The following is a 23,288-nucleotide window of genomic DNA, read 5'->3' on the forward strand; positions in this document are numbered from 1 at the left end:
CATTAAATAATTAACATCGCATCTCCAAAACTGAAAAATCTATATTCTAGTTTAACAGCTTCTTTATATGCGTTTAAAATGTTTTCTCGACTACTAAATGCTGATACAAGCATGACTAAAGTTGATTTAGGTAAATGGAAATTAGTAATTAAACCATCTATAGCTTTATATGTAAATCCTGGATATATAAAAATATCAGTCCATCCACTAACAGCTACAAATTCATTGTAATCACGACGAATAGTCTCTAAAGTCCTTGTTGAGGTTGTACCTACAGAAATGATTCTATGACCTTCTTTTTTTGTTTGATTTAATAAGTCAGCTGTTTCTTGGGTCATTTGATAATATTCACTATGCATTTCATGGTCATTAATATCTTCAACACTTACAGGTCTAAATGTTCCTAATCCAACATGCAATGTTATAAATGCAATATTTATACCTTTTGCTCTAATTTCATCTAAAAGTTCATCTGTAAAATGCAACCCTGCTGTTGGTGCTGCTGCAGAACCACTTTCTTTAGCGTAAACAGTTTGATAGCGGTCAGGATCATCTAATCGTTCTTTTATATATGGCGGTAAAGGCATTTCACCGAGTTCATTTAATCTTTCCTCAAGAATTCCCTCATAATGCAAACGCATGATACGTCCACCTTGATCCAATTCCTCTATACATTCAGCTATTATCTTACCCTCTCCGAAAGACAACTTATTCCCCACTTTAATTCGCTTTGCTGGTTTAAGTAAAACTTCCCAATCATTATTCTCAATTCGAGTAAGCATAAGCATTTCAACTTTTGCACCAGTCTCTTCTTTTAAACCAAATAATCGTGCAGGCATAACACGTGTATCATTTAAGACAAGTGTATCACCAGTTTCCAAGTAATCAATGACATCTTTAAAATGTTTATGTTCAATGTTACCACTGTTTCTACCTAACACTAACAATCTACTTTGGTCTCTATCTTTTAATGGGGTCTGAGCAATTAATGATTCAGGCAAGTCATAATCAAATTCCTCAACATTCATTTTTTATATCCCTCATTTATTAAAATTTTTGAAATGTTCGTATGCAAATGCAGTAGCTTTTCTACCTCTTGGTGTACGCTCTATAAATCCTTTTTGAATTAAAAAAGGCTCATAGACATCTTCAATTGTTATACGCTCCTCACCGATAGAAACAGCTATAGTATCAAGACCCACCGGACCACCATCATATTGATTAATGATGCATCTCATCATTTTATGATCAATGTAGTCTAAACCTTCTGCATCTACTTGAAGCAATTGTAAAGCTTGTTTCGTAGTCTCAATATAAATTTGTTCATCTTCATTGACTTGTTGAAAATCTCTAACGCGTTTCAATAAACGATTTGCGACTCGAGGCGTTCCTCGTGAACGTTTAGCTAACTCAGTTGCACTTTCATCATCAATTTTTGTGTTTAACACTTCTGCTGTTCGAATTATAATTTCTTTTAAATCATTCTCATTATAATATTCTAATCTCAGATGAACACCAAATCTATCTCTTAGTGGACCAGTTAAGCTTCCAGCCCGTGTAGTCGCACCTACTAGCGTAAATGGAGGCAAATCTATTCTAATACTACGAGCTTCATCACCTTTTCCAATGATAATATCAATGAAGAAATCTTCCATCGCTGAATATAAAACTTCTTCAACGGTGCTGCTTAAACGATGAATTTCGTCAATGAATAGTACATCCCCAGGTTGCAAACCAGATAGTATTGCTGCTAAGTCACCTGGTCTATCTAATGACGGACCTGAGACAGTTCTTATATTAACGTTCATTTCATTTGCGATAATATTTGATAGTGTTGTTTTACCTAACCCTGGTGGACCGAATAGAAGTACATGATCTAATGGCTCTTCACGTAGTTTAGCTGCTTTAATGAATACTTCTAAGTTGTTCTTTATTGATGATTGCCCAATATATTGTTTTAACATTGTTGGTCTAAGTGATAATTCGAAAGAAGTTTCTTCACTATGCAAAGATTGATCAACCATTCTGTCATCCATAATTTCTCCCCCCAGTTACATTAGTAGTTGTAAATAATATGATTTTTCAAATTTAAGACACAAGAGTTTTTAGTCCTAGTTTTACTGCTTCATCAACAGAATCAAATGTTGATTTGTTGAGTACTTTTTCAACTTTAGAAATTTCTCGTTTTGAGTAACCTAAAGCCTCTAGGGCGAGTAATGCTTCTTTAACTAGTTTTTCGTTATTTGAATTTTCTTCATTGATGCTTAAAAGTGTCTCAGTTGTTTCATTTGTAATTTGAACTTTGCCCTTTAGATCCAACACAATTTGACGTGCAGTTTTCTTACCAATACCTGGAAACTTAGTCAAATATGCATCATTCTCATTTTCAATTGCCATTTTAACTTCATTTGGTGTACTAGTAGCTAAAATTGCTAATGCAGACTTTGGACCTATACCTGTAACTTTGATTAAACTTAGGAACATATCTTTTTCTTCTTCATTAATAAATCCATAAAGTAACTGAGCATCTTCTCTAACAATTAAAGATGTATAAATTACTAATTCTTTCTCCAAATATTTTTGAAATCGATAGGAATTTGGAGTCTGAATTTCATATCCAACACCATTAGTTGATTCAACAACTACATGCGTTGGAAATAATTGCGTCAATTTACCTCTAATATAAGCGTACATTCGTTACCTTCCTTACATACTCATACTTATTAATTCAACTTTAGAAACATGTTCAATATTTCTTAATGCCTTTATAATTTCATCAATTGAAATGGTGGTATCTTTTGCGCTAAGTGATAATGTTATCGTAGCTTTCTCTTCCATTGGTACACTTTGATGTATAGTAAGAACAGATAATTGCAATTTAGAAACCGTATTAAGTACTTGCGCTAACATCCCAACAATATCATTAACATAAAGAATAAGCGTAAATTCACGATGATCTAACATTTTTTCATCTACAGGGAAGATTGTTTCTCTATATTTATAAAATGCACTACGTGAAAGATCAAATAATTTAACAGCTTCATAAATGGACAATTCTGGATTATTTTTTAAAGCATCTTTAATTTTTAATGTTTTTACCACTGATTCAGGTAAGACATCTTCACGTATCAAGTAAAACTTTTTATAATCTTTGTTGTCCACTGTTAGCACTCCTATTCTACAAATTCAAATTCTCCACCTAAAATTCTAACGATGTCTCCATTACTACAGCCACGTTCTCTCAGTGCATCATCTATACCCATTGAACGCATTTGTCTAGCAAACCTTCTTACTGCTGGGTCACTATTAAAGTCTGTCATTTTGAACATTCTCTCAATTGCATTACCACTTACTACATACGCACCATCGTCGTCTCTAGTGATAGTGAATTTATCTTGAGAAGGCGTGTGTTTATAAAGTACACGGTTAACACCTATTTCTTCATCGTTATCAACGCTAAAGTCAATATCTTTAACTTCATCTAATTTATCTGCTATAGCGTATAATAACTGTTCAATATTATCTCTTGTAATTGTAGAAACAGGAATTATCGTAACGCTATCATCAACTTGTTCTTTAAATAAAGTTAAATTATCTTGTGCATCGGGCATATCCATTTTATTAGCGACCACAATTTGAGGTCTATCCTCTAATCGTTGTTTATAATTTACTAATTCTTTATTTATAATTTGGTAATCATCAAATGGATCTCTACCTTCTGACCCACTCATATCTATCATATGAACAATCACTTTTGTACGTTCAACATGTCTTAAAAACTGATGTCCTAATCCAACACCATCTGAAGCGCCTTCAATTAAACCTGGTAAATCGGCCATAACAAAACTTCTATTGTCAGGTGTTGAAACGACACCTAAATTTGGCTTAATTGTAGTAAAATGATACGCACCAATCTTAGGCTTTGCTTTTGAAACTATTGACAATAATGTTGATTTACCAACACTAGGGAATCCAACTAATCCAACATCTGCTAATAATTTAAGCTCTAATGTTACATCTAATTCTTCACCTGGCTCACCATTTTCACTAAAGTCTGGTGCTGGGTTTCTAGGTGTAGCAAAACGAGAATTACCTCGTCCACCACGTCCACCACGAGCTACGACAGCACGTTGGCCATCTTCAACAAGGTCAGCTAATACTTCATCAGTTTCCACACTTTTGATTATTGTACCAGGAGGTACTTTTAACACTAAATCGTCTGCACCTCTACCATGCATATTACTACTTTGCCCATTTTCGCCCTTTTTAGCTTTAAAATGACGTTGGTATCTAAAATCTAATAATGTTCTTAATCCCTCATCTACTTCAAAAACAACTGATGCGCCCTTACCACCGTCGCCACCAGCTGGTCCTCCAAATGGAACATATTTCTCTCTTCTATAGGCAGTGATACCATTACCACCATCACCAGCTTTAAGAGATATTGTAACTTGATCGACAAACATATATCTCACCTCTTTTACGATTTGTTCTTTAATGACAACATTATATCATTATCCATTAAAGCATGAAAAATTAACACTATAAAGTTACTACTTTTATATTAAAACAAAATAAAACACCAGAAGCATTCACTTCTGGTGTTAACTAGACAAAATTATTCAGCTACTGCGTATACAGAAACTTGTTTTTTGTCGCGACCTTTACGTTCGAAACGAACAACGCCGTCGATTTTAGCGAATAATGTATCATCGCCACCACGACCTACATTTTCACCAGGATAAATTTTAGTACCACGTTGACGGTATAAAATAGAGCCGCCTGTAACGTATTGACCATCAGCACGTTTAGCACCTAAACGTTTTGATTCTGAGTCACGACCGTTTTTAGTAGAACTTACCCCTTTTTTAGATGCGAAGAACTGTAAGTTTAATTTTAACATCGGGATACACCTCACTTGTAATTTAATCTGATATTTTCATTATATTCATCTTCAATCGTTTGTAAAGAAACTAACATTGCTTGAAGAATTAATTGCGCTTGTTCATTGTTTGTATCTACACTTCTAATATGAAAATGACCTCCATCATCCTCATAGTCAATGTCTGGTTTCTCAGAAGTTAAACCTAGAATTGCATTAACGCTTCCAAATAAAACCGCTGACGCACCTGCACAAACAATGTCATGTCCATATTCACCATGATTAGCATGACCATCCATAATAACGTCTGTTACTTTTCCACTATCATTAATAGTGATGTCGACTGTAATCATAAATTAAGCGTTGATTTTATCAATAGTTAATTTAGTATATGGTTGACGATGGCCTTTTTTACGTTTAGAGTCTTTACGACGTTTATACGTAAATACAGTGATTTTTTTACCGCGACCTTGTTTGTTAACTGTAGCAGTAACAGTAGCACCTTCAACAGTTGGGGCACCAACTTTAACTGAATCGCCACCTACAAATAATACTTTATCAAATGTGAATGAGTCACCTTCATTAACATCTAATTTTTCAACGAAGATTTCTTGACCTTCTTCTACTTTAATTTGTTTACCGCCTGTTTCGATAATAGCAAACATACTTTGCACCTCCTATATTAATAAGTCACGCCATATATAGGTGACATTATAAATGTTCTTAAACCTATATTTGAGCGGTTGTATGTAGCTATAAAACTACTCAACTATTGCATCTTACCATTACTAAATACCGGTGTCAATCTTGTATATGAGTTTTTTTCATAAATTTTATAAAAACTGGGAAAAGTATAATAAGTAAAATGACATTTAATATAATAGTTGGGATCATTCTTAATAAAATGAAATTGATTATATCAACATTAGCGAATCCAATCACACCATAAATAATTGCTACGTAAATTTCGAAAACAATAATACTAAAAATACTCAAAATACAAATCATTGTATAGTCTCGATAAAAAACTTTAAGAAATTTATCAAATATAACGACAAGTGCTAAGTAACCAAACATATATAATCCATAGACACTGCCGACATATATATCAGTTACGATTCCAAACAGAATTGCGAATATTAATCCGATTCCAAAGCCACGATAAATCGTTATCAACAATATATACAACAAAATTAAGTGAGGAATAAAATTAAACTCGAAATGACCAAGATGCATTGGGATTAGAAGTCCAATGATACTGTCAATGTAAAACAGTACTACACCAACAATTAAGTACAAAAATACTCTCATCAATTGTCCCTGCTTTCATCGGTAGCGTTGTCAGGATCTTTTTTGGCGATATATATATGGCTAATATCGGATAAATTAGCGCCTGTTTTAACTCTAACTTCTTTTGCTAATCCGTACTCATCATTTTCAACTTTGGTCACTTCACCTATGTATAAATCACTTGGTAATTGATCGGCTAACCCACTAGTTACAACCTTATCGCCTTTTGAAATCTTATCTTTATTATTGATATTGCCGATGACTAGTTCTTGATTCTTTTTATCATAGTGGTCGATTAAGCCAAATACATTTTTAGAATCATGTTGGATGTTAACAGACAATTTACCTGTTCTAGTGTTAGTAGATAATAAGTCTACTTGTGCTGAAAATTGGTTAACTTTCGTTACTCTTCCAACTAAACCTTCAGCTGTCATAACAGCCATATTTGATTTAACACCGTCTTTATTTCCTTTATCAATGATTACTGTATTCATCCATTGGTCAGCATTTCTAGCGATTACAGCACCAGAAATTGGATCATATTTAGAAATATCAGTCATATCTAATTCTTTTTTTAAATCTTTATTTTCCGCTTCTAACTTTTCATTTTTAGCCTCTAGTTGTTTTATTTTCTTGTTGTCAGTTGTTTTATTTGAGCTAAAAAGATTATTTATCGCTCCAGTAACAAAATTGACAGGATAGCTCACGACTCTTTGCCCAAGAGAAACAGAATCCCCCACATATTGTTCAGGAGGTGATTGTGTATGTGACCTTATGGACAAACCAATCAGTGCAATAAAAATTATAACAGCACAAAAAACAACAATTAATTTGTTATTTTTAAAAAACTTTTGCACTCATAACACCTCTACAAATTCTAATTTAAATCATCCTTTATTATTTTATATTACTCGTTGTTTGAAATAAAGCACTAAGTTCATTCTATATCAACATCTTTGAATAAAAAAGAGATTAGATAGCACAACTATTACGCAATGCGTCAAATAGCTAGTGGTACCTAATCTTAATAAACTCAGTATGAACTCAATTTAGTTATTTATCTTTATCCTTTTTATCATCGTCACTATAAAGTTTTTCATCTTTTCTCCATTTAGCGAAAAGATTTTGTGCTTTAGCTTGCTCATTTGCTTGTTTTTCTTTAGATTGTTCAGACATGTATCACACCAACCTTTGAAATATAGTTTATAACTTAACCATAACGTAGAAAATAAACTAGTTCAATTATGAAAACTTAATTAATATGCATCAAAAGGCTTTAATTCAATATATTGACCAAGTGCATTTAAATCTTGTTCCATTTCTATTTCAGTTCGATATACTTTTATCTGATCACTACCAAATTTATAAATAATGAATTCGTCATTACGTTGTCCAGCAATGTAATTGTCATTATATCCCATTCTTCCTAAGCCTGATACCGCCATAAACTCTTTCTTATCTATGTATTTAAATACATTTCTTGTTTGACTTGCCGGGATATTTTGTAAAATATCATTATCCTCAAGCACATATCGCTTACCATTTGTTGATATGTTATGAGGACGATCTAAATTGTTTGGTGATTTATTCAACTGCTCATTGTTTATAGAATGATTTATCGGATTCCAATCTTGGTCCCTTAGAAATGGTGCGTATTTTAATGCAAAATATATAATACAAATAATAGCTATAACTGCAATAATATTTTTTATAATACTAAGAAAAAACCGCATTAAATACCCTCCAATAGTAATCTTTATCATTATAATAGAACAACATTTTATCAACATCAGTCTTTAGCATGATAATGCTCTGTACTAAAGTATGATTCCAAATTAATCCTGGATGCTTTATAATAAGGTTATATTATCGTTTATGGATATTCATGAGGAGTGTTGATAATGAGTATTGTAAGTATCATTTTAATTGCATTACTTGTGATATTGTTATTTAGAGTTGGGTTTGCAATTCTTAGATTTATAATATCTGCAGCCTTAATAGTATTAGGATTATATTTAGGATATCAAGGCATACTTTGGATTATGGAAAATTTCCAAGTACTTTCAGCCTATATTCAATAAATTATTAAACTAGCCAAGTCTCAATTCTTGTAGGATTGATATTGCAATGGCTAGTTTTATTTTTTAAATGTATGTGTCAGATAGTTAAATAATTTATATACACCAGATAATAATAGTCCCCATATTACCCCTGTAATTAGCGAGGCAAAAATTAATGATGCTATATTAATATTTTGACTGCTAATCAGTACACCTATCACAGTAAATATAACAATCCCCATCATAGATAATAAAATTGTCGTGAACATTTCTTTGAGTCCAATCGTATGTTCTTTAATTGTAAGTCTTAGAACATAAACTACTGGTATCAAAATTCCTATTATTAAAAATAATGTCATAATACACCTCTATAAAATTTTTCAACCATAATTATACAAGATTACTAATATTTTAAACAAATAATACCCTCAATTACTCAAGTCAAAGTAACCTTCTTCAACTAAACTAGCATATTTTTGATCACCAATAATTATATGATCAAGGACTTGAATTCCTAGTAATTCACCACATTCCTTTAACCTAATTGTTGTTTCTATATCTTCTTTAGAAGGTGTGACATCGCCAGAAGGATGATTATGTAAAACTATAATCGAATTACTAGATGCTCTAATAGCTGCTTTGAAAACTTCACGTGGATGTATTACTGAAGAATTTAATGTCCCTTTATAAATTGTTTCTTCTTTTATCACAATATTTTTAGAGTTTAATAGAAGTACTACAAAATGTTCTTGCGTCAAATCTTTCATTTTTGACATCATAATATTAGATACATCACTTGGTGATGTTATCTTAACTTTTTCATTAAAATCTCTAGCATACATTCTTTCACCTAATTCAAAAGCAGCTTTAAGGATGACTGCTTTATAGAGTCCAATTCCTTTAATTGTAGTTAAATCATTAATTGATAAATGTTTTAGTTCTTTCAAACCATTAAAGCTAATCATTAATTCATTAGCAATATCTAAACTTGAAAAACCGTGTCTTCCTGTATTTATAAGAATTGCTAATAACTCACTATTGGATAAACTTTTTTCTCCATTGTGAATAAGACGCTCTCTAGGTAATTCAGACTTTGCCATACTTTTAATTCTCAAACTAGATCAACCTTTCTAAATGTATAATAGCGTGTTCTGGTATAAATAATTTGTCATCATAAAACCAATAAACATGAATGGTACAAATGGAATATAAGTTTGCTGTTTCATTATTAATAAAATTGAAGAAACTATAATAGCGATTAATAGCGTATATAGGAGAAATATCAAATAAAAGTGATAAGGGAAAAAACAAGATAAGATACTTAAAAGTAATATATCACCATATCCTATTTGTCTTGGAAAAAGAAAATAGTATAGATGAAATATTAAAGTGAAGAATATAAAAGTTGAAAAATAAATTATCGTGATTTTTGCACATACAATAGTATATAGAATTATCATGACTATATTAATTGTTAACGTTTGAAGGTCATATAATGCCATTGTAAGAAGGAATAAATAAGTAGTAATAAACAGAGAGAAGTGTACATTAGTATCAAAATTAATTATTAAAGGGATAGTTAAGAAGGCTAAGCATTCCCCAAAAATATAATGACGTTTTAACTTTCGACTACAACAATGAGATTTTCCTTTTAAAATAAAAAAGCTAAATATAGGTATTAATTCGAACCAACCTAATTTACGACCGCAATGATCACACTTGGAACGCCTAACCAGATAATTCAAATTCAAACTGTTCGTATTGGTAAGATGGTATAAAAAACTAAACAAAACACTACAAACATAAGATATTAATAACACTAGCATCACCTAAACTAATTATAACTATTTCACCTTGAAAGTAAATGAGTTATATTATTTATTTTATAAATATATAATAGTATTTAAGAAAATTGTTATTCTCATTATCAATAACTAAAATTTAGTGATAATCAAATATCCCCGAGTCATTTAGGTACAACGTTAGCCTAAATGACTCGGGGATATACTATTTCAAATTTAAAATTCAGTTTTACTTTTTACTTCACTTATAAAATATAAACTACCTGTAATTAATAACCCATTGCCTTCATAATTTTTTATAAAAGAAACATAATCATCAATAAATTCAATATGCTCTAAATTTACTTGTTCTGACAACTCATCTTTAGTCAATGCTTTAGGGAAATCGAATTCAGTGAAATATAGGTGATTTGAGATCTCTTCAAGTTTATTAAGCATGCCATGCACTGGTTTACCTTTTATTGCCGAGAAAAGAACGTCCATTTTTTCGTTATCATAATAATTCTTAATCGTATCAATTAAAGCTTCAATACTTTCGTTATTGTGGGCTCCATCTATAATGATTAATGGATTCTCTTTTATTTGTTCAATACGACCAGTCCAACTAACACTCTCAATAGCATCAATCATCTTATTAAAATCTAACGTAATAATTTCTTGTTCATATAGCTCAATCAATGCAGTGATTGCAAGCGCTGCATTTTCTTTTTGATGTTCACCAAGCATGTTTAAAATAATTGTTTCCAGCTCATAGTCCTTATAACGATAAGTAAATTCATCGTCTTGTGAAACAACCACAATCTCACGGTCTAATTCAATTGGTTTAGCCTCACTACTTTCAGCTAGGTCTCTAATATATTTTAATGCTTCCTCATTTTTAACAGCATAAATCACAGGTATATTAGGTTTAATAATGGCACCTTTGTCTTTTGCAATATCTAAATAAGTGTTACCTAAAATATCAGTATGATCTAATCCAATACTTGTAAGTACTGAGAGAATTGGGTTAAACACATTAGTGGAGTCATTTTTTATACCTAACCCCGCTTCAACTACAACAAAATCAACGGGGTGAATTTGTCCAAAGTATACAAACATCATTGTTGTAATGATTTCAAACTCAGTAGCACCACCTAGTTCTGTTTCCTGCTCTAAAGCTTCACTAATAGGTTTAACTATTTCGACTAATTCAACAATCTCGTCATTTGTAATTGGAAGTCCATTAAGGCTAATTCTTTCATTAAAAGTTTCAATAAATGGAGAAGTAAACGTTCCTACCTCATAACCATTTTCCACTAAAGCGGCTCTAATGTAAGCTACAGTTGAGCCTTTACCATTTGTACCACCAACATGTATGCCTCTAATATTTAATTGAGGGTTATTCAAACGATCTAGCATCCACTCCATACGTTTTACACCAGGTTTGATACCAAATTTGGTTCTCTCATGTATCCAATACAAACTCTCTAGGTAATTCATTGGCGATTCTCCTATGCTTTTAATTGTTCAATTCTGTTTTTCACACCATCATATTTTTCTTGATAACGTAGTTGTTTTTCTTTTTCTTCGTTGATAACTTTTTCAGGCGCTTTATTAACAAAATTTTCATTAGATAATTTTTTATCAACACGATCAAGTTCTTTTTGTAATTTATCTAATTCTTTTTCTAAGCGTGCAATTTCTTTATCCATATCAATTAGACCTTCTAAAGGTAATATAACTTTACCAGCGACTACTACTGCAGTCATTGCTTTTTCAGGAATATCAATATGTGTATCAATCGTTAATTCACTAGGATTACAGAATTTATGAATATAATCTTCATTTTCAATTAGTGTTGCTTTAATATTTTCATCTTTGGCTTGAATGTAAATAGGTATAGCTTTAGAAAGTGGCGTATTTACTTCAACACGAGATTGTCTTACAGATTTGATAATTTCAACTAATTGTTGCATCGTTTGCTTACTTTCTTCAAATACAAGCTCTTCCCTAACCTTTGGCCATGATGCTTTCACAATCGTATCGCCTTCATGTGGAAGACTTTGCCATATCTTCTCAGTAACAAAAGGCATAAACGGATGTAACATTCTCATAATTTGATCTAGTGTATAACTTAAAACAGAACGTGTTGTTTGTTTTTGTGCTTCATCTTCACCATTCATTGGTATTTTACTCATTTCAATATACCAATCACAGAACTCGTCCCAAATGAAATTATATAGCGCACGGCCAACTTCTCCAAACTCATACTTTTCACTTAAATTAGTAACTGTTTCAATCGTCTCATTTAAACGAGTTAAGATCCATTTATCCGCTAATGAAAGGTTTCCAGTTAGATCGATATCCTCAAATTTAAATTCATCACCTATATTCATTAAGCTAAAACGCGCACCGTTCCAAATTTTATTAATGAAATTCCAAACAGACTCTACTTTCTCAGTAGAATAACGTAAGTCATGACCAGGTGATGATCCTGTTGCCAAGAAATATCTTAAGCTATCTGCTCCATATTCTTCAATTACATCCATAGGATCTACACCATTACCTAAAGATTTACTCATTTTTCGACCGTCTTCAGCTCGAACTAAACCATGAAGTAAAACATCATTGAATGGTCTTCTGTCAGTGAATTCAAGACCTTGGAATATCATTCTTGCAACCCAGAAGAAAATAATGTCATATCCAGTTACAAGTGCATTAGTTGGATAGTAACGTTTAAAATCATCTGCATCGATATTCGGCCAACCTAAAGTTGAAAATGGCCACAATGCACTAGAGAACCAAGTATCTAGAACATCTTCATCTTGCACCCAATTATCAATATCTTTAGGCGCTTCTTCACCAACATAAATTTTACCAGTTTCTTTATGGTACCAAGCAGGTATTTGATGACCCCACCATAATTGTCTAGAAATTGTCCAGTCTCTAATTTCTTCCATCCAACGATTGAAAGTGTTCTCAAAACGTGGTGGATAAAAATCGATACGATCATCAGTTTTTTGATTATCAAGTGAACGTTGCGCTAACGGTTTCATTTTTACAAACCATTGCGTTGATAAGTAAGGTTCAACAACAGCACCTGAGCGTTCAGAATGACCAACTGAATGAACATGCTCTTCAATCTTAATGACTAGATCTTGCGCTTTTAAATCTTCAACCAATTGTTTACGACATTCAAATCGATCTAATCCAGCATATTTATCAGCTTTATCGTTCATTTTACCATTTTCATCCATGACAATAATGTTCTCTAAACTATGTCGTTGACCAATCTCAAAATCATTTGGATCGTGTGCAGGCGTTACTTTCATAGCACCACTACCAAAATCAATATCAACATACTCATCAGCTAATATCGGTAACTCTCGACCAACAATTGGTAATATAACTTTCTTACCAATTACATCTTTATAGCGATCATCATTAGGATTAACAACTATGGCAGTATCTCCTAACATTGTCTCAGGTCTTGTTGTCGCAATTTCTATATAGCCATCACCATCAACGTAAGGATACTTAAAATGATAGAAATGACCTTGCACATCCTCATGAATAACTTCAATATCTGATAAAGCCGTTCTAGCTTCAGGATCCCAGTTAATAATACGTTCACCACGATAAATAATGCCTTTATTGTATAAGTCAACGAAGACTTTTCTTACTGCTTTACTTAACCCATCATCTAAAGTAAAACGCTCTCTGCTATAATCTAGACCCAAACCTAATTTAGCCCATTGTTGGCGTATAAATGACGCATATTCTTCTTTCCATGACCAAGCGTGTTCTAGGAACTTCTCACGTCCGATATCATGACGAGAAATGCCTTGTTCTTTTAATTTAGCATCTACTTTTGCTTGAGTAGCAATACCTGCATGGTCCATACCAGGTAGATATAGTGTGTCATACCCTTGCATACGTTTCATACGCGTAATAATATCTTGTAAAGTTGTATCCCACGCATGTCCAAGGTGTAATTTCCCTGTCACATTGGGTGGTGGAATTACAATTGTATATGTCTCTTTTGATTTGTCTTCTGAGGGTTTGAAATAATCATTCTTTACCCATTCTTCATAACGCCCAGCCTCAACTTCGCGTGGATTATACTTAGGCTCCATATTCATCGATTAAAACCTCCTAATAATTAAAAAAACATCCTCCTAAATAATATAGGACGGATGTTCCGTGGTACCACCTAAATTCAAGTATAAATTAATATACTTGCACTTAATTTGATTAACGCTCAAACACGCTTTTATCTACTAATAAATGGTTCAATAAAAGTTCAAGTGGGCTACCTTCAGATTGAATGTTATACATATTTACACCGACCATATGCTCTCTGTGCTATCATTCAAACTTACTCTTCCCAATAATATATTTCATTACTTAATTATATTATAATGGAAATCGTGATAAGTCAATCTCTTGGAGGTATATTTATGAATGAATGTGCATTTAGCACAAAAGACCCGACTTACTTAGATTATCATGACAATGTTTGGGGTCAACCTATATATGATAGCAAAGCCTTATTTAAATTAATGGCTTTAGAATCTCAACATGCTGGGTTATCTTGGCTAACCATTTTAAAAAAGAAACAATCTTATGAACAAGCATTTCACAACTTTGAGCCAAGCAAAATTGCTCAGATGTCTTCGAAAGATATTGATGATTTAATGGAATTTCCTAACATTGTTCATAATCGTAAAAAGTTAGAAGCGATTGTATCACAAGCACAAGGTTATTTTGAAATAGAAAAGGACTTTGGTAGTTTTAGTAATTTCCTTTGGTCCCATGTTAATCCTCAACCTATAGATTTGAACTATATGACTGCCTCAGAAAGAATTACTGTTGATGATCGTGCTAAACAATTATCTAAAGACTTAAAAAAATATGGTTTTAAATTTTTAGGACCAGTAACTGTTTTTTCGTTTTTAGAAGCGGCAGGTTTATATGATGCCCATTTGAAAGGATGTCCATCTAAACCTTCATAAAAATTTATATAGGTTGTGTCATAGAGTGCAATTTAAGAAATAAGTCGAAAAGTAATTGTAAGTAGAAGGTTTTATCAACCCTCTTTAATATTAAAGTTACTAACGCTTAAACTTTACATGACACAACCTATCTTTTTTGATTAAATTTTGATATACCGCCACGTAAGAAAAAGCCAATGATAGGCGCTACTACAAATAAAATAAAAAAGATTCTAAATATGTGGAAACTAGAAATCATAGCCACATCTGCCCCAGTTGCCATAGCAACTAAAACAATTTGACTCATTCCTCCTGGCGCTCCACCCAAAAACAACTCATTAATATTATTATTTGTAAATATGTGCACAATATATACCATGATAAATGAACCAATGATTAGAAAGACATTTTGATAAATAATTGCAACGGCAATTCGACCTTTTAAATCGGAAAGTAAATTGGCAATCTGCAATCCAATTCTAATCATATAAATCACTTGTGCAGAAGCAAGAATATAATTATCTAATGTAAATGTGTGATGTGTAGTTAAATTCCATATCACTAACACGACAATAGGAGCCAATAATTGCTTAGTTGGAAAATTGATTTTAGCCATAAGACTATAAATGATTGCAATACAACACATTAATAGTATTACTTGCGATAAGTTTAGTACTTCCGTTAATGGAGGTGATTTAATAGAAGTTGTTTCATTTCCACTATCACTACTAAAGAAATAAGAAATTAAGGGTACTAATATCACGACGAATATAACGCGAGACGTTTGAGTTAAACTCACTACAAGAATATTTGCCTTTTTATTTTCCTCTGCCATAATTAGCATTTGACTTAAAGCACCTGGAATGACACTTAATATAGCTGTCTCAGTGTTTACTCTTGCAATTTTTTTGAAAAAGAAGGCGATCAATAGAGATAAAACTATTAGTAATAGTGTAATAACAACAATTATCAACCAATCATTTTTAATATCATGCAACACTTCAGACGTAAATGTTGATCCAATTTGCACCCCTAATAGAATCAATCCAATTTGACTAAGCCAAAATGGCCATTTAACCTTTAATTTAAATACTTTAATGACGATTATCGATGCAATAATCGGACCGAACATAAATGGTAAAAGAACGTGCGCAACATGTAATAACAAACTTATAACAATAGCAGTTACTAATAGAATAAAGTTATTGATCCATACATTTTTCATTATGCAGCCACTTCTTTCATTAAAAATGAGGTTAAGACGTCATCGAGTTGAAAGTCCTAACCTCATTCTATTTCATAACATTATACAATACGACTTAAAGCAGTATCAAATGCTTGGATTGTTTTTTCAATGTCTTCTTTACTATGTGCTGTAGATAAGAATGTTCCCTCAAATTGAGAAGGTGGTAGGAATACACCTTCTTTAGCCATTTCACGATACATTTGACTGAACAATTCTAAATTACTTTTATTTGCTTCGTCAAAGTTAGTTACTGGTCCTTCATTTAAGAAATATCCAATCATAGAACCAGCTCGATTTATAGTAATTGGGACATTATGTTTGCTAAATACTTTTTTAAGTCCTTCTTCTAAGATATCACCTAATTCTTGGAAATACTCATAAGATTCAGGTGTTAATTGACTTAGAGTTTCGTAACCACTCGTCATTGCTAATGGATTCCCGGATAATGTTCCAGCTTGATAAATATTTCCAACTGGAGCAACTTTGTCCATAATCTCTTTTTTACCACCAAACGCACCTACTGGTAATCCACCACCAATAACTTTACCTAAACATGTAAGATCTGGTGTAACACCAAAGTAACCTTGCGCACAATTGTACCCTACTCGGAAACCTGTCATGACTTCATCGAATATTAATAGCGCACCATAGTCATTTGTAATCTCACGTAACCCTTGTAGGAAGCCATCTTTAGGAGGTACAACGCCCATATTACCAGCAACTGGTTCTACGATAATTCCAGCGATATCATCTCCATAATTTTCGAAAGCAATTTTAATTGCTTCTAAATCATTATACGGAACTGTAATCGTATTCTTAGCAGTACCTTCTGGGACACCAGGTGAGTCTGGTAATCCTAGTGTTGCAACACCAGAACCCGCTTTAATTAATAAGGAATCACTATGACCGTGATAGCATCCTTCAAATTTTATAATCTTGTTTCTTCCAGTATAACCACGAGCCAATCTTAACGCTGCTAACGTTGCCTCAGTTCCTGATGAAACCATACGCACTTTTTCAATTGATGGTACGCGTTCGATTACTAATTCTGCAAGTTTGTTTTCTTCTAAGGTAGATGCTCCGAAGCTTGTTCCTCTATCAACAGCCTCATGTAATTTTTTTATAACTTGTTCGTTTTTATGTCCTAGTATTAAAGGTCCCCAGCTTAATACATAATCAATATACTCGTTACCATCGATATCATAAATTCTTGATCCTTTTGCATGATCCATAAAAATCGCTGGTGTATCTACAGATTTAAATGCTCTTACAGGACTATTAACGCCACCTGGCATTAAATTTTCAGCGATTTTCATCGCTTCAATCGATTTCTCGTAACCCATATCAAAATCCTCCTAAAATTAATTATTTATCTAAGTAATGACAAATATCTTTCGCAAAGTAAGTAATAATCATATCTGCACCTGCACGTTTCATTGAAACCATTTGTTCCATAACGACACGTTCTTCATCTATCCAACCATTTTGTGCTGCTGCTTTTGTCATTGCATACTCACCACTTACGTTATAAGCAATAACAGGAATATTTGTATTGTTTTTAACGTCTCTTACAATATCTAAATAACTTAGCGCAGGTTTTACTATCATCATATCTGCGCCCTCTTTTAAGTCACTTTCAAGTTCACGAAATGCTTCTAAACGATTCGCTGGGTCCATTTGGTAAGTCTTTCTGTCACCAAAAGAGGGTGCAGAATCAGCTGCATCTCTAAATGGACCAAAGAAACTTGATGCATATTTGATACCATAACTCATAATTGGAATATTGTAATAACCGGCATCATCTAGACCTTGACGAATTTCTGCAACAAAACCGTCCATCATATTACTTGGTGCGATAATATCTGCTCCCGCTTCAACTTGTGAGATAGCTGTTTTAACAAGTAAAGGTAATGATTTATCATTATCTACATCATGAGTATGATCATCAATAACACCACAATGACCATGATCTGTATATTCACATAAACATGTATCTGCTACAATTAATAAATCTTTATGCAATTCTTTAGCCTTTCTTGTTGCTTCTTGGATAATACCATTATGATCATATGCACCAGAACCTACGTCATCTTTAGAATTTGGTACACCAAAGAACATGATTGCTCTAATACCTAGTTCATATGCCTCATTTATTTCATCATCTAATAAATTCAAGCTGATTTGGTATACGCCTGGAAGTGATTTAATCTCACTTTTTACATTATCTTTTTCAACTACGAATATTGGATAAATTAAATCTTCTTTTCTAACATGGTTTTCTCTAACTAAATTACGCATTGACTCTGATGAGCGTAATCGTCTATGTCTATCAAATTTCATTATTATACCAACTTTCAATAATTTTATTTATAAGTGATTCCGAAGTTTGTTTATTAGCTATTAATGGCTTGAAACCGTTCTTTCGTAATGTGTTAGCAGTTTGAGCCCCAATAGCAACATACTTATCAAAACCACAAGGAACGTCATGCCTTATATACGCTTTTACTGCAGAAGAACTTGAAAATGTTACCGCATGAACTTTGTGATGTTCTATCAATTCAATGACGTCTCTAATATTCCTATCATTAGGAATAGGTTTATATAAATCGATTTTAGTCACTATATTGTTTTGTGCTAATGTATGTTGGAGTTTGGGACGCGCTTCAGCACTACTTGGTATGAGAATGCTTTGTTGGTCCTTTTTAAATTGACTCAAAAATCCTTCTTGAGAGTAGTCATTAGGTATAAAATCAACATTAATTTTAAGCGCTTCACAAAGTTCGGCAGTTTTCTGACCAATGACAGCTACATATTTAACATCTAATTGATTTAAATATTTATAAAATATGCGAACCGCATTTTTAGAAGAAAAAATAATCCAGTCATATTTATGATGCAAAACTTGAGTATCAAATTCAAGTGATTGAATTTCTATAAATGGCTTATGCATTATTTCCACTAAATCACTATTAAATTCACTCGATTGCGTCATAACTACAACTGGTTTCATATTTCATTACACCTCAATAATTTGGTTTAATGCGCTTGTTCTTCATTTAGTTTTTTGATTATTTCATAAGCACCCTGTTCTTTTAAAACACGGCTAACTGTTTCACCTAATTCAACAGGATTTGTACCAACTTCTGTGTGCTCATATCTCTTTGTACCGTCTGGAGTCATAATTAACCCAGTAAATTCAATTTCACCATTCTCCTTATTAGTTGCATACCCTCCAATAGGTACTTGACAACTACCATCCATAGCTGAAAGGAAAGTTCTTTCAGCTGTAACACAATTCGCTACTGATTGATTATGAACTTTACTTAATAATTCCAATAGTTCGACATCATCACTGCGACACTCTATACCTAATGCACCTTGTCCAATAGCTGGTAATAAAATGTCTTTGTCCAGATAAGTCGTTACAATATCATCTGACCAACCCATACGTCTAAGTCCTGCAGCAGCTAAAATAATTGCATCATAATCTTCTGTTTCTAATTTTTTTAGTCGAGTGTCAATATTTCCTCTTATCCATTTTATTTCTAAGTTTGGATATTTAGATAAAATTTGAGCACCACGTCTTAATGAACTCGTACCAATTATACTACCATCTGGTAATTCATTTAAAGGTATATGATTTTTAGAAATATAAGCATCAAATGGAACTTCTCTATCAGGTATGCAACCTAGTGTTAAGCCTTCAGGAATGATACTTGGTACATCTTTAAGTGAGTGTATTGCCATGTCAATTTCTTTGTCAAAAAGTTCTTGTTGGATTTCTTTAACAAATAGTCCTTTACCGCCCACTTTAGATAATTGTTTATTTACGATGCGGTCACCTTTAGTGACAATCTCCTTAATTTCTATTTCAAGAGTTGGATCCACCGCTTTTAACTTATCTATAAATTGTTGACTCTGAGTTAAGGCAAGCTTACTTCTACGTGAGCCTACAACCAATTTGCGCATATTTGTTGCCTCCTAATGACATTTGAAAATTTAAGTGAAATGTGTTGTAAAAAATAGATTAATCATGCATAAGCAAAATAACATAATATTAAAGTAAATTAAATAAATTGTTTTAAACCATCGATTAATTCGACTTAGTAAATAAATAGCGTAAAAAATTGTAATAATAGAAGATAGTACTACTTTAGGGTCAGCAAAAATACTATGTCCAATTGCATAGACACCCCACTGTGCGCCTAAAATAACACTCAAAATTAAAATAATGAAACCACTTAAAGATGAATAAAACACAACCGTTTCAAGTGTGGCTACGCTACCAATTCTAAAGTATTTTTGATCAAAATTCTTCTCCCTTAAATTGCGGTATTGAATAATATAAAGTAATGAATTTACAAAAGCTAGTGCAAAAAGAGCATAACTTAATACCGCTAAGCCTATATGCACTAATAACAATTCATTTATAACTGCAATGCGTTGCACATTTGTTGAATAATGTTCAGGTTGAAAAGTATTCATCATCAATAATATAAATCCAATAACATTGAGAAAGAATACTGAAAAACTCAATACTTTAACTACATTTAAAACCAGTGCTATACATATAATTATCCATGATAAAAAGAAAAATACATCAAATAATGAACTCAACGGAATTTCATTATGCGAAGTGATATAAACAGACAAAGAGATTGTTTGCAATATCCAAACAATCCCTAATGTATAAATTCCTAATTCTCTAATTTTATGACTCTTTTTAACGAAATCTATAAAATAACAGAGAATACTAATTAAATATATAATTAATATTATTTCATGAAATCTAATAAACAGGGTCTCTTGCATATTATCACCATATTAATATGCTTATTCAAAACTAAAGATGTGACGGATAGAAACTTCTTTTTCTTTTTGTGCTTTACGAGCTTTAATATCCTCGTAAGGGTCTGCAGCATCAATATCAAATATGTTTTGAAATAGCTCTAATTTTTCATTACTTCTCTTATCATTACTCAATTCTTTGGCCTGTTTTATTGGATCTTTCAACATTTGATTAATAATACTTTTAGTATGTTTCGAAATGATTGTACGTTCTCTATCACTAAGATCAGGTAGCTTTCTATCAATACTATCCATTGTTTCTGACTGGATTGTCATTGCTTTTTCACGCAATGCTCTAATTACAGGTACAACACCTAACATATTTACCCAATCATTATGAGCCTGGACTTCATCAGGAATCTGACTTGCTATAAAGTCAGCAGCCATTTGACGTTCTCGCAAGTTAGCATCAACTAATCCTTTAAGATCATCCACGTCATAGCTGAAAATATTTTCGCTAATATTAACATTTGGTTCAATATCTCTAGGAACCGCAATGTCAATTAACAATAATGAAGAAGCTTTTCTCTTAAGATTGACCGACTCAATCATAGATTTTGTAACAATAAAATCTGGCGAACTTGTTGAACTGATGACAATATCAGCATTAGTCAAAAGAGTTGGTAATGACTCAAGTGTATTATAATTTACGCCGTGCTTCGTTGCTAATTTATACGCATTAGTTTCAGTTCTATTAACGACAGTAATATCATCAATACCAGAACCTAATAAATTTAAGAGTGATAATTCACTCATTTCCCCTGCACCTATAATAATAGCTTGTTTACCTTTTAGTTTACCAAATACCTTTTTAGCTAATTCAACTGCTGCATATGAAACACTCACAGCATTATCTGCTATGTCAGTCTCATTATGAGCTTTTTTAGCGAAAGTAATAGCCTGTTTAAATAAATGATTAAAAATTGTACCAGTTGTTTGAATGTCTTGAGCTAAAAAGAATGCATCTCTCATTTGTCCAAGAATTTGAGTTTCACCTAATACAATAGAATCCAAGCCAGAAGTGACTCGCAGTAAATGTTCAACTGCTTCGTCCCCCACTTTAACTTCTGACATATTTTTTATATCATCTACATCAAATCCAAATGATCGCGCTAAAAATCTTTGAATATAGTAACGACCTGTGTGAATTTGATCAACAATAGCATATACTTCAGTACGATTACATGTAGATAAAATGACATTCTCTAAAATAGATTTAGTTTCGAACAAATCTTCATGGGCTAATCGCAAGGCATCATCTCTAAAAGCTACTTGCTCTCTAAGTGCTACATCGGCAGTGCGATGATTTATACTTATAGCAATAAAATGCATTTATAACGCCCTCCAAATACTAACAATACAGTTAGTATAACACATAATTTAATGATTTTAAGTTGATTGCTCAAACAAATTAGAAAGATTCTAATTTAAAGTCAAAATTTTGACACTTATCCCATTAAAAAATCTAAACAGAAGTTTGACCTCTGCTTAGATTAAAATAATTATAAATAATTAGCAATTAAATCCCATATTTGTTGCTGCTTTGTATTTTGAATTGATGAGTAACTAATAATCGTATCATCTGGATCTAAATCTAATTTCTCTTTAATATTTTTAATATGCTTTTGAATCTTCCCCTTTGCAATCTTGTCCTCTTTAGTACAAATAACAAGAGTAGGTATATCAAAATGTTTTAAATAATTATACATTAAAATATCATCTTCAGTAGGATTGTGGCGTAAGTCAACTAGTTGAATGACTAGCTTTAAACTCTCTCTCTTAGTCAAATATTCTTCAATCATTTTACCAAATTTCTCACGTTGTGATTTACTCACTTTTGCATAGCCATACCCAGGGACGTCGACAAATATTAATTGATCATCAATATTAAAGAAATTTAATGTTTGTGTTTTACCTGGTTGTTGCGACGTGCGAGCCATATTTTTTCTGCCAATCATACTATTAATGAAAGAAGATTTACCAACGTTTGAACGTCCACTTAATGCCACTTCAGATAAACCTGTATCAGGATATTGAGCCTCTTGTACAGCACTTATAATCAAATCAATGTTATTAGGATTAATATTCATAAATTATCCTCTCTTTTGTAATTAAATTTAACTGTTTCATTATAATATATATTTCATTATATCTAAATAAGCAATTTTGGCTCTACGTCAAATCGGA

27 protein-coding genes and 2 other annotated features are annotated in these 23,288 nt (G+C 32.2%); of the genes, 2 read left to right on the plus strand and 25 right to left on the minus strand.

All coding sequences use genetic code 11. The features are described 5' to 3' along the window. Positions 1 to 2: 2 nt before the first annotated feature. The 12 genes from queA to F1592_RS07260 all read right to left on the minus strand — a co-directional run bounded on the left by queA (position 3) and on the right by F1592_RS07260 (position 7,905). Positions 3 to 1,028: a tRNA preQ1(34) S-adenosylmethionine ribosyltransferase-isomerase QueA gene (gene queA, locus F1592_RS07205; RefSeq protein WP_053016707.1), complete on the minus strand. Its 1,026-nt coding sequence runs from the start codon at positions 1,026 to 1,028 to the stop codon at positions 3 to 5. Positions 1,029 to 1,040: 12 nt separating this feature from the next. Further along, on the minus strand, positions 1,041 to 2,036 hold the full coding sequence (ruvB, locus tag F1592_RS07210) for a Holliday junction branch migration DNA helicase RuvB (protein WP_037536735.1): 996 nt from the start codon (positions 2,034 to 2,036) through the stop codon (positions 1,041 to 1,043). Positions 2,037 to 2,088: 52 nt separating this feature from the next. Then, positions 2,089 to 2,694, minus strand: coding sequence for a Holliday junction branch migration protein RuvA (ruvA, locus tag F1592_RS07215; protein WP_037550970.1), 606 nt, complete (start codon positions 2,692 to 2,694; stop codon positions 2,089 to 2,091). A gap of 12 nt (positions 2,695 to 2,706) precedes the next feature. Then, positions 2,707 to 3,162 (minus strand): ACT domain-containing protein, encoded by a 456-nt coding sequence (locus F1592_RS07220; RefSeq protein WP_037536739.1) that lies wholly within the window; start codon positions 3,160 to 3,162, stop codon positions 2,707 to 2,709. 11 nt (positions 3,163 to 3,173) lie between these two features. After that, positions 3,174 to 4,466 (minus strand): GTPase ObgE, encoded by a 1,293-nt coding sequence (gene obgE / locus F1592_RS07225; RefSeq protein WP_011275575.1) that lies wholly within the window; start codon positions 4,464 to 4,466, stop codon positions 3,174 to 3,176. Positions 4,467 to 4,618: 152 nt separating this feature from the next. Then, positions 4,619 to 4,903, minus strand: coding sequence for a 50S ribosomal protein L27 (rpmA, locus tag F1592_RS07230; protein ID WP_011275573.1), 285 nt, complete (start codon positions 4,901 to 4,903; stop codon positions 4,619 to 4,621). Between the two features lie 11 nt (positions 4,904 to 4,914). Further along, positions 4,915 to 5,235 carry a ribosomal-processing cysteine protease Prp gene (locus F1592_RS07235; protein ID WP_037536746.1) on the minus strand — a complete coding sequence of 107 codons (321 nt, stop codon included), beginning with the start codon at positions 5,233 to 5,235 and terminating at the stop codon, positions 4,915 to 4,917. Between the two features lie 3 nt (positions 5,236 to 5,238). After that, positions 5,239 to 5,547, minus strand: coding sequence for a 50S ribosomal protein L21 (gene rplU, locus F1592_RS07240; RefSeq protein ID WP_002448968.1), 309 nt, complete (start codon positions 5,545 to 5,547; stop codon positions 5,239 to 5,241). A 13-nt stretch (positions 5,548 to 5,560) separates the two neighbouring features. After that, positions 5,561 to 5,637, minus strand: a sequence feature (ribosomal protein L21 leader region). 46 nt (positions 5,638 to 5,683) lie between these two features. Beyond that, complete coding sequence (gene mreD, locus F1592_RS07245; RefSeq protein ID WP_053016709.1) at positions 5,684 to 6,193, minus strand: rod shape-determining protein MreD; 510 nt, start codon at positions 6,191 to 6,193, stop codon at positions 5,684 to 5,686. Further along, positions 6,193 to 7,029, minus strand: coding sequence for a rod shape-determining protein MreC (gene mreC, locus F1592_RS07250; RefSeq protein ID WP_053016710.1), 837 nt, complete (start codon positions 7,027 to 7,029; stop codon positions 6,193 to 6,195). The genes mreD and mreC overlap by 1 nt, the downstream gene beginning before the upstream one ends. 196 nt (positions 7,030 to 7,225) lie before the next feature. Then, positions 7,226 to 7,348, minus strand: a complete 123-nt coding sequence (locus F1592_RS13765) for a hypothetical protein (protein WP_011275568.1) — start codon at positions 7,346 to 7,348, stop codon at positions 7,226 to 7,228. An 80-nt stretch (positions 7,349 to 7,428) separates the two neighbouring features. Continuing rightward, positions 7,429 to 7,905 (minus strand): DUF4930 family protein, encoded by a 477-nt coding sequence (locus F1592_RS07260; RefSeq protein ID WP_053016711.1) that lies wholly within the window; start codon positions 7,903 to 7,905, stop codon positions 7,429 to 7,431. Between the two features lie 168 nt (positions 7,906 to 8,073). Between F1592_RS07260 and F1592_RS07265 the strand changes: the two genes are divergently transcribed. Beyond that, complete coding sequence (locus F1592_RS07265) at positions 8,074 to 8,253, plus strand: hypothetical protein (protein ID WP_053016712.1); 180 nt, start codon at positions 8,074 to 8,076, stop codon at positions 8,251 to 8,253. 56 nt (positions 8,254 to 8,309) lie between these two features. Here F1592_RS07265 and F1592_RS07270 read toward each other — a convergent pair whose 3' ends face one another. The 5 genes from F1592_RS07270 to F1592_RS07290 form a co-directional block, all read right to left on the minus strand. Then, a complete protein-coding gene (locus F1592_RS07270; RefSeq protein WP_053016713.1) occupies positions 8,310 to 8,591 on the minus strand; it encodes a hypothetical protein in 282 nt (93 codons plus the stop codon). A 69-nt stretch (positions 8,592 to 8,660) separates the two neighbouring features. Then, a complete protein-coding gene (radC, locus tag F1592_RS07275) occupies positions 8,661 to 9,347 on the minus strand; it encodes a RadC family protein (protein WP_053016714.1) in 687 nt (228 codons plus the stop codon). A 15-nt stretch (positions 9,348 to 9,362) separates the two neighbouring features. Continuing rightward, the gene (locus F1592_RS14030) at positions 9,363 to 10,058 is read right to left on the minus strand and encodes a prepilin peptidase (protein ID WP_080365595.1); all 696 of its coding nucleotides are present in this window, start codon (positions 10,056 to 10,058) and stop codon (positions 9,363 to 9,365) included. A gap of 192 nt (positions 10,059 to 10,250) precedes the next feature. After that, on the minus strand, positions 10,251 to 11,513 hold the full coding sequence (locus F1592_RS07285) for a bifunctional folylpolyglutamate synthase/dihydrofolate synthase (protein WP_149809638.1): 1,263 nt from the start codon (positions 11,511 to 11,513) through the stop codon (positions 10,251 to 10,253). An 11-nt stretch (positions 11,514 to 11,524) separates the two neighbouring features. Continuing rightward, the gene (locus F1592_RS07290) at positions 11,525 to 14,155 is read right to left on the minus strand and encodes a valine--tRNA ligase (RefSeq protein WP_149809639.1); all 2,631 of its coding nucleotides are present in this window, start codon (positions 14,153 to 14,155) and stop codon (positions 11,525 to 11,527) included. Positions 14,156 to 14,198: 43 nt separating this feature from the next. Then, positions 14,199 to 14,417 (minus strand) — a binding site (T-box leader). Between the two features lie 56 nt (positions 14,418 to 14,473). On the opposite strand from F1592_RS07290, the gene F1592_RS07295 reads away from it, so the two are divergent. Next, complete coding sequence (locus F1592_RS07295; RefSeq protein ID WP_149809640.1) at positions 14,474 to 15,028, plus strand: DNA-3-methyladenine glycosylase I; 555 nt, start codon at positions 14,474 to 14,476, stop codon at positions 15,026 to 15,028. A gap of 127 nt (positions 15,029 to 15,155) precedes the next feature. Here F1592_RS07295 and F1592_RS07300 read toward each other — a convergent pair whose 3' ends face one another. From F1592_RS07300 to yihA, 8 genes are all read right to left on the minus strand, one after another. Beyond that, a complete protein-coding gene (locus F1592_RS07300; RefSeq protein WP_037536770.1) occupies positions 15,156 to 16,232 on the minus strand; it encodes an AbrB family transcriptional regulator in 1,077 nt (358 codons plus the stop codon). 80 nt (positions 16,233 to 16,312) lie between these two features. Continuing rightward, a complete protein-coding gene (gene hemL, locus F1592_RS07305; RefSeq protein ID WP_053016717.1) occupies positions 16,313 to 17,596 on the minus strand; it encodes a glutamate-1-semialdehyde 2,1-aminomutase in 1,284 nt (427 codons plus the stop codon). Positions 17,597 to 17,618: 22 nt separating this feature from the next. Further along, complete coding sequence (hemB, locus tag F1592_RS07310; protein WP_037536774.1) at positions 17,619 to 18,593, minus strand: porphobilinogen synthase; 975 nt, start codon at positions 18,591 to 18,593, stop codon at positions 17,619 to 17,621. After that, positions 18,583 to 19,263 carry a uroporphyrinogen-III synthase gene (locus F1592_RS07315; RefSeq protein WP_037536776.1) on the minus strand — a complete coding sequence of 227 codons (681 nt, stop codon included), beginning with the start codon at positions 19,261 to 19,263 and terminating at the stop codon, positions 18,583 to 18,585. Before F1592_RS07315 ends, hemB begins: the two co-directional genes overlap by 11 nt. A 26-nt stretch (positions 19,264 to 19,289) precedes the next feature. Beyond that, a complete protein-coding gene (gene hemC, locus F1592_RS07320; RefSeq protein WP_037536778.1) occupies positions 19,290 to 20,222 on the minus strand; it encodes a hydroxymethylbilane synthase in 933 nt (310 codons plus the stop codon). Positions 20,223 to 20,252: 30 nt separating this feature from the next. Then, entirely contained in the window at positions 20,253 to 21,065 is an 813-nt protein-coding gene (locus tag F1592_RS07325; protein WP_016930842.1) for a cytochrome C assembly family protein, read from the minus strand. A gap of 21 nt (positions 21,066 to 21,086) precedes the next feature. After that, positions 21,087 to 22,433, minus strand: a complete 1,347-nt coding sequence (gene hemA, locus F1592_RS07330; RefSeq protein WP_037536781.1) for a glutamyl-tRNA reductase — start codon at positions 22,431 to 22,433, stop codon at positions 21,087 to 21,089. 170 nt (positions 22,434 to 22,603) lie between these two features. Then, a complete protein-coding gene (gene yihA / locus F1592_RS07335; protein WP_037536782.1) occupies positions 22,604 to 23,191 on the minus strand; it encodes a ribosome biogenesis GTP-binding protein YihA/YsxC in 588 nt (195 codons plus the stop codon). Positions 23,192 to 23,288 lie beyond the last annotated feature (97 nt).

The organism is Staphylococcus sp. GDX7P312P (genome assembly GCF_008385775.1).
GTDB lineage: Bacteria > Bacillota > Bacilli > Staphylococcales > Staphylococcaceae > Staphylococcus > Staphylococcus haemolyticus.

Bases quoted from the DNA above. Each gene is read 5' to 3' on its own strand.
- hemC (WP_037536778.1), bottom strand. From the start codon at position 20,222: ATGCGCAAATTGGTTGTAGGCTCACGTAGAAGTAAGCTTGCCTTAACT.
- mreD (WP_053016709.1), bottom strand. From the start codon at position 6,193: ATGAGAGTATTTTTGTACTTAATTGTTGGTGTAGTACTGTTTTACATT.
- rplU (WP_002448968.1), bottom strand. From the start codon at position 5,547: ATGTTTGCTATTATCGAAACAGGCGGTAAACAAATTAAAGTAGAAGAA.
- hemL (WP_053016717.1), bottom strand. From the start codon at position 17,596: ATGGGTTACGAGAAATCGATTGAAGCGATGAAAATCGCTGAAAATTTA.
- F1592_RS13765 (WP_011275568.1), bottom strand. From the start codon at position 7,348: ATGTCTGAACAATCTAAAGAAAAACAAGCAAATGAGCAAGCTAAAGCA.
- F1592_RS07300 (WP_037536770.1), bottom strand. From the start codon at position 16,232: ATGAAAAATGTATGGATCAATAACTTTATTCTATTAGTAACTGCTATT.
- F1592_RS07315 (WP_037536776.1), bottom strand. From the start codon at position 19,263: ATGAAACCAGTTGTAGTTATGACGCAATCGAGTGAATTTAATAGTGAT.
- F1592_RS07270 (WP_053016713.1), bottom strand. From the start codon at position 8,591: ATGACATTATTTTTAATAATAGGAATTTTGATACCAGTAGTTTATGTT.
- F1592_RS07295 (WP_149809640.1), top strand. From the start codon at position 14,474: ATGAATGAATGTGCATTTAGCACAAAAGACCCGACTTACTTAGATTAT.
- F1592_RS07290 (WP_149809639.1), bottom strand. From the start codon at position 14,155: ATGAATATGGAGCCTAAGTATAATCCACGCGAAGTTGAGGCTGGGCGT.
- yihA (WP_037536782.1), bottom strand. From the start codon at position 23,191: ATGAATATTAATCCTAATAACATTGATTTGATTATAAGTGCTGTACAA.
- F1592_RS07325 (WP_016930842.1), bottom strand. From the start codon at position 21,065: ATGCAAGAGACCCTGTTTATTAGATTTCATGAAATAATATTAATTATA.
- hemB (WP_037536774.1), bottom strand. From the start codon at position 18,593: ATGAAATTTGATAGACATAGACGATTACGCTCATCAGAGTCAATGCGT.
- hemA (WP_037536781.1), bottom strand. From the start codon at position 22,433: ATGCATTTTATTGCTATAAGTATAAATCATCGCACTGCCGATGTAGCA.
- obgE (WP_011275575.1), bottom strand. From the start codon at position 4,466: ATGTTTGTCGATCAAGTTACAATATCTCTTAAAGCTGGTGATGGTGGT.
- F1592_RS07265 (WP_053016712.1), top strand. From the start codon at position 8,074: ATGAGTATTGTAAGTATCATTTTAATTGCATTACTTGTGATATTGTTA.
- F1592_RS14030 (WP_080365595.1), bottom strand. From the start codon at position 10,058: ATGCTAGTGTTATTAATATCTTATGTTTGTAGTGTTTTGTTTAGTTTT.
- F1592_RS07235 (WP_037536746.1), bottom strand. From the start codon at position 5,235: ATGATTACAGTCGACATCACTATTAATGATAGTGGAAAAGTAACAGAC.
- ruvA (WP_037550970.1), bottom strand. From the start codon at position 2,694: ATGTACGCTTATATTAGAGGTAAATTGACGCAATTATTTCCAACGCAT.
- ruvB (WP_037536735.1), bottom strand. From the start codon at position 2,036: ATGGATGACAGAATGGTTGATCAATCTTTGCATAGTGAAGAAACTTCT.
- queA (WP_053016707.1), bottom strand. From the start codon at position 1,028: ATGAATGTTGAGGAATTTGATTATGACTTGCCTGAATCATTAATTGCT.
- F1592_RS07285 (WP_149809638.1), bottom strand. From the start codon at position 11,513: ATGAATTACCTAGAGAGTTTGTATTGGATACATGAGAGAACCAAATTT.
- F1592_RS07260 (WP_053016711.1), bottom strand. From the start codon at position 7,905: ATGCGGTTTTTTCTTAGTATTATAAAAAATATTATTGCAGTTATAGCT.
- rpmA (WP_011275573.1), bottom strand. From the start codon at position 4,903: ATGTTAAAATTAAACTTACAGTTCTTCGCATCTAAAAAAGGGGTAAGT.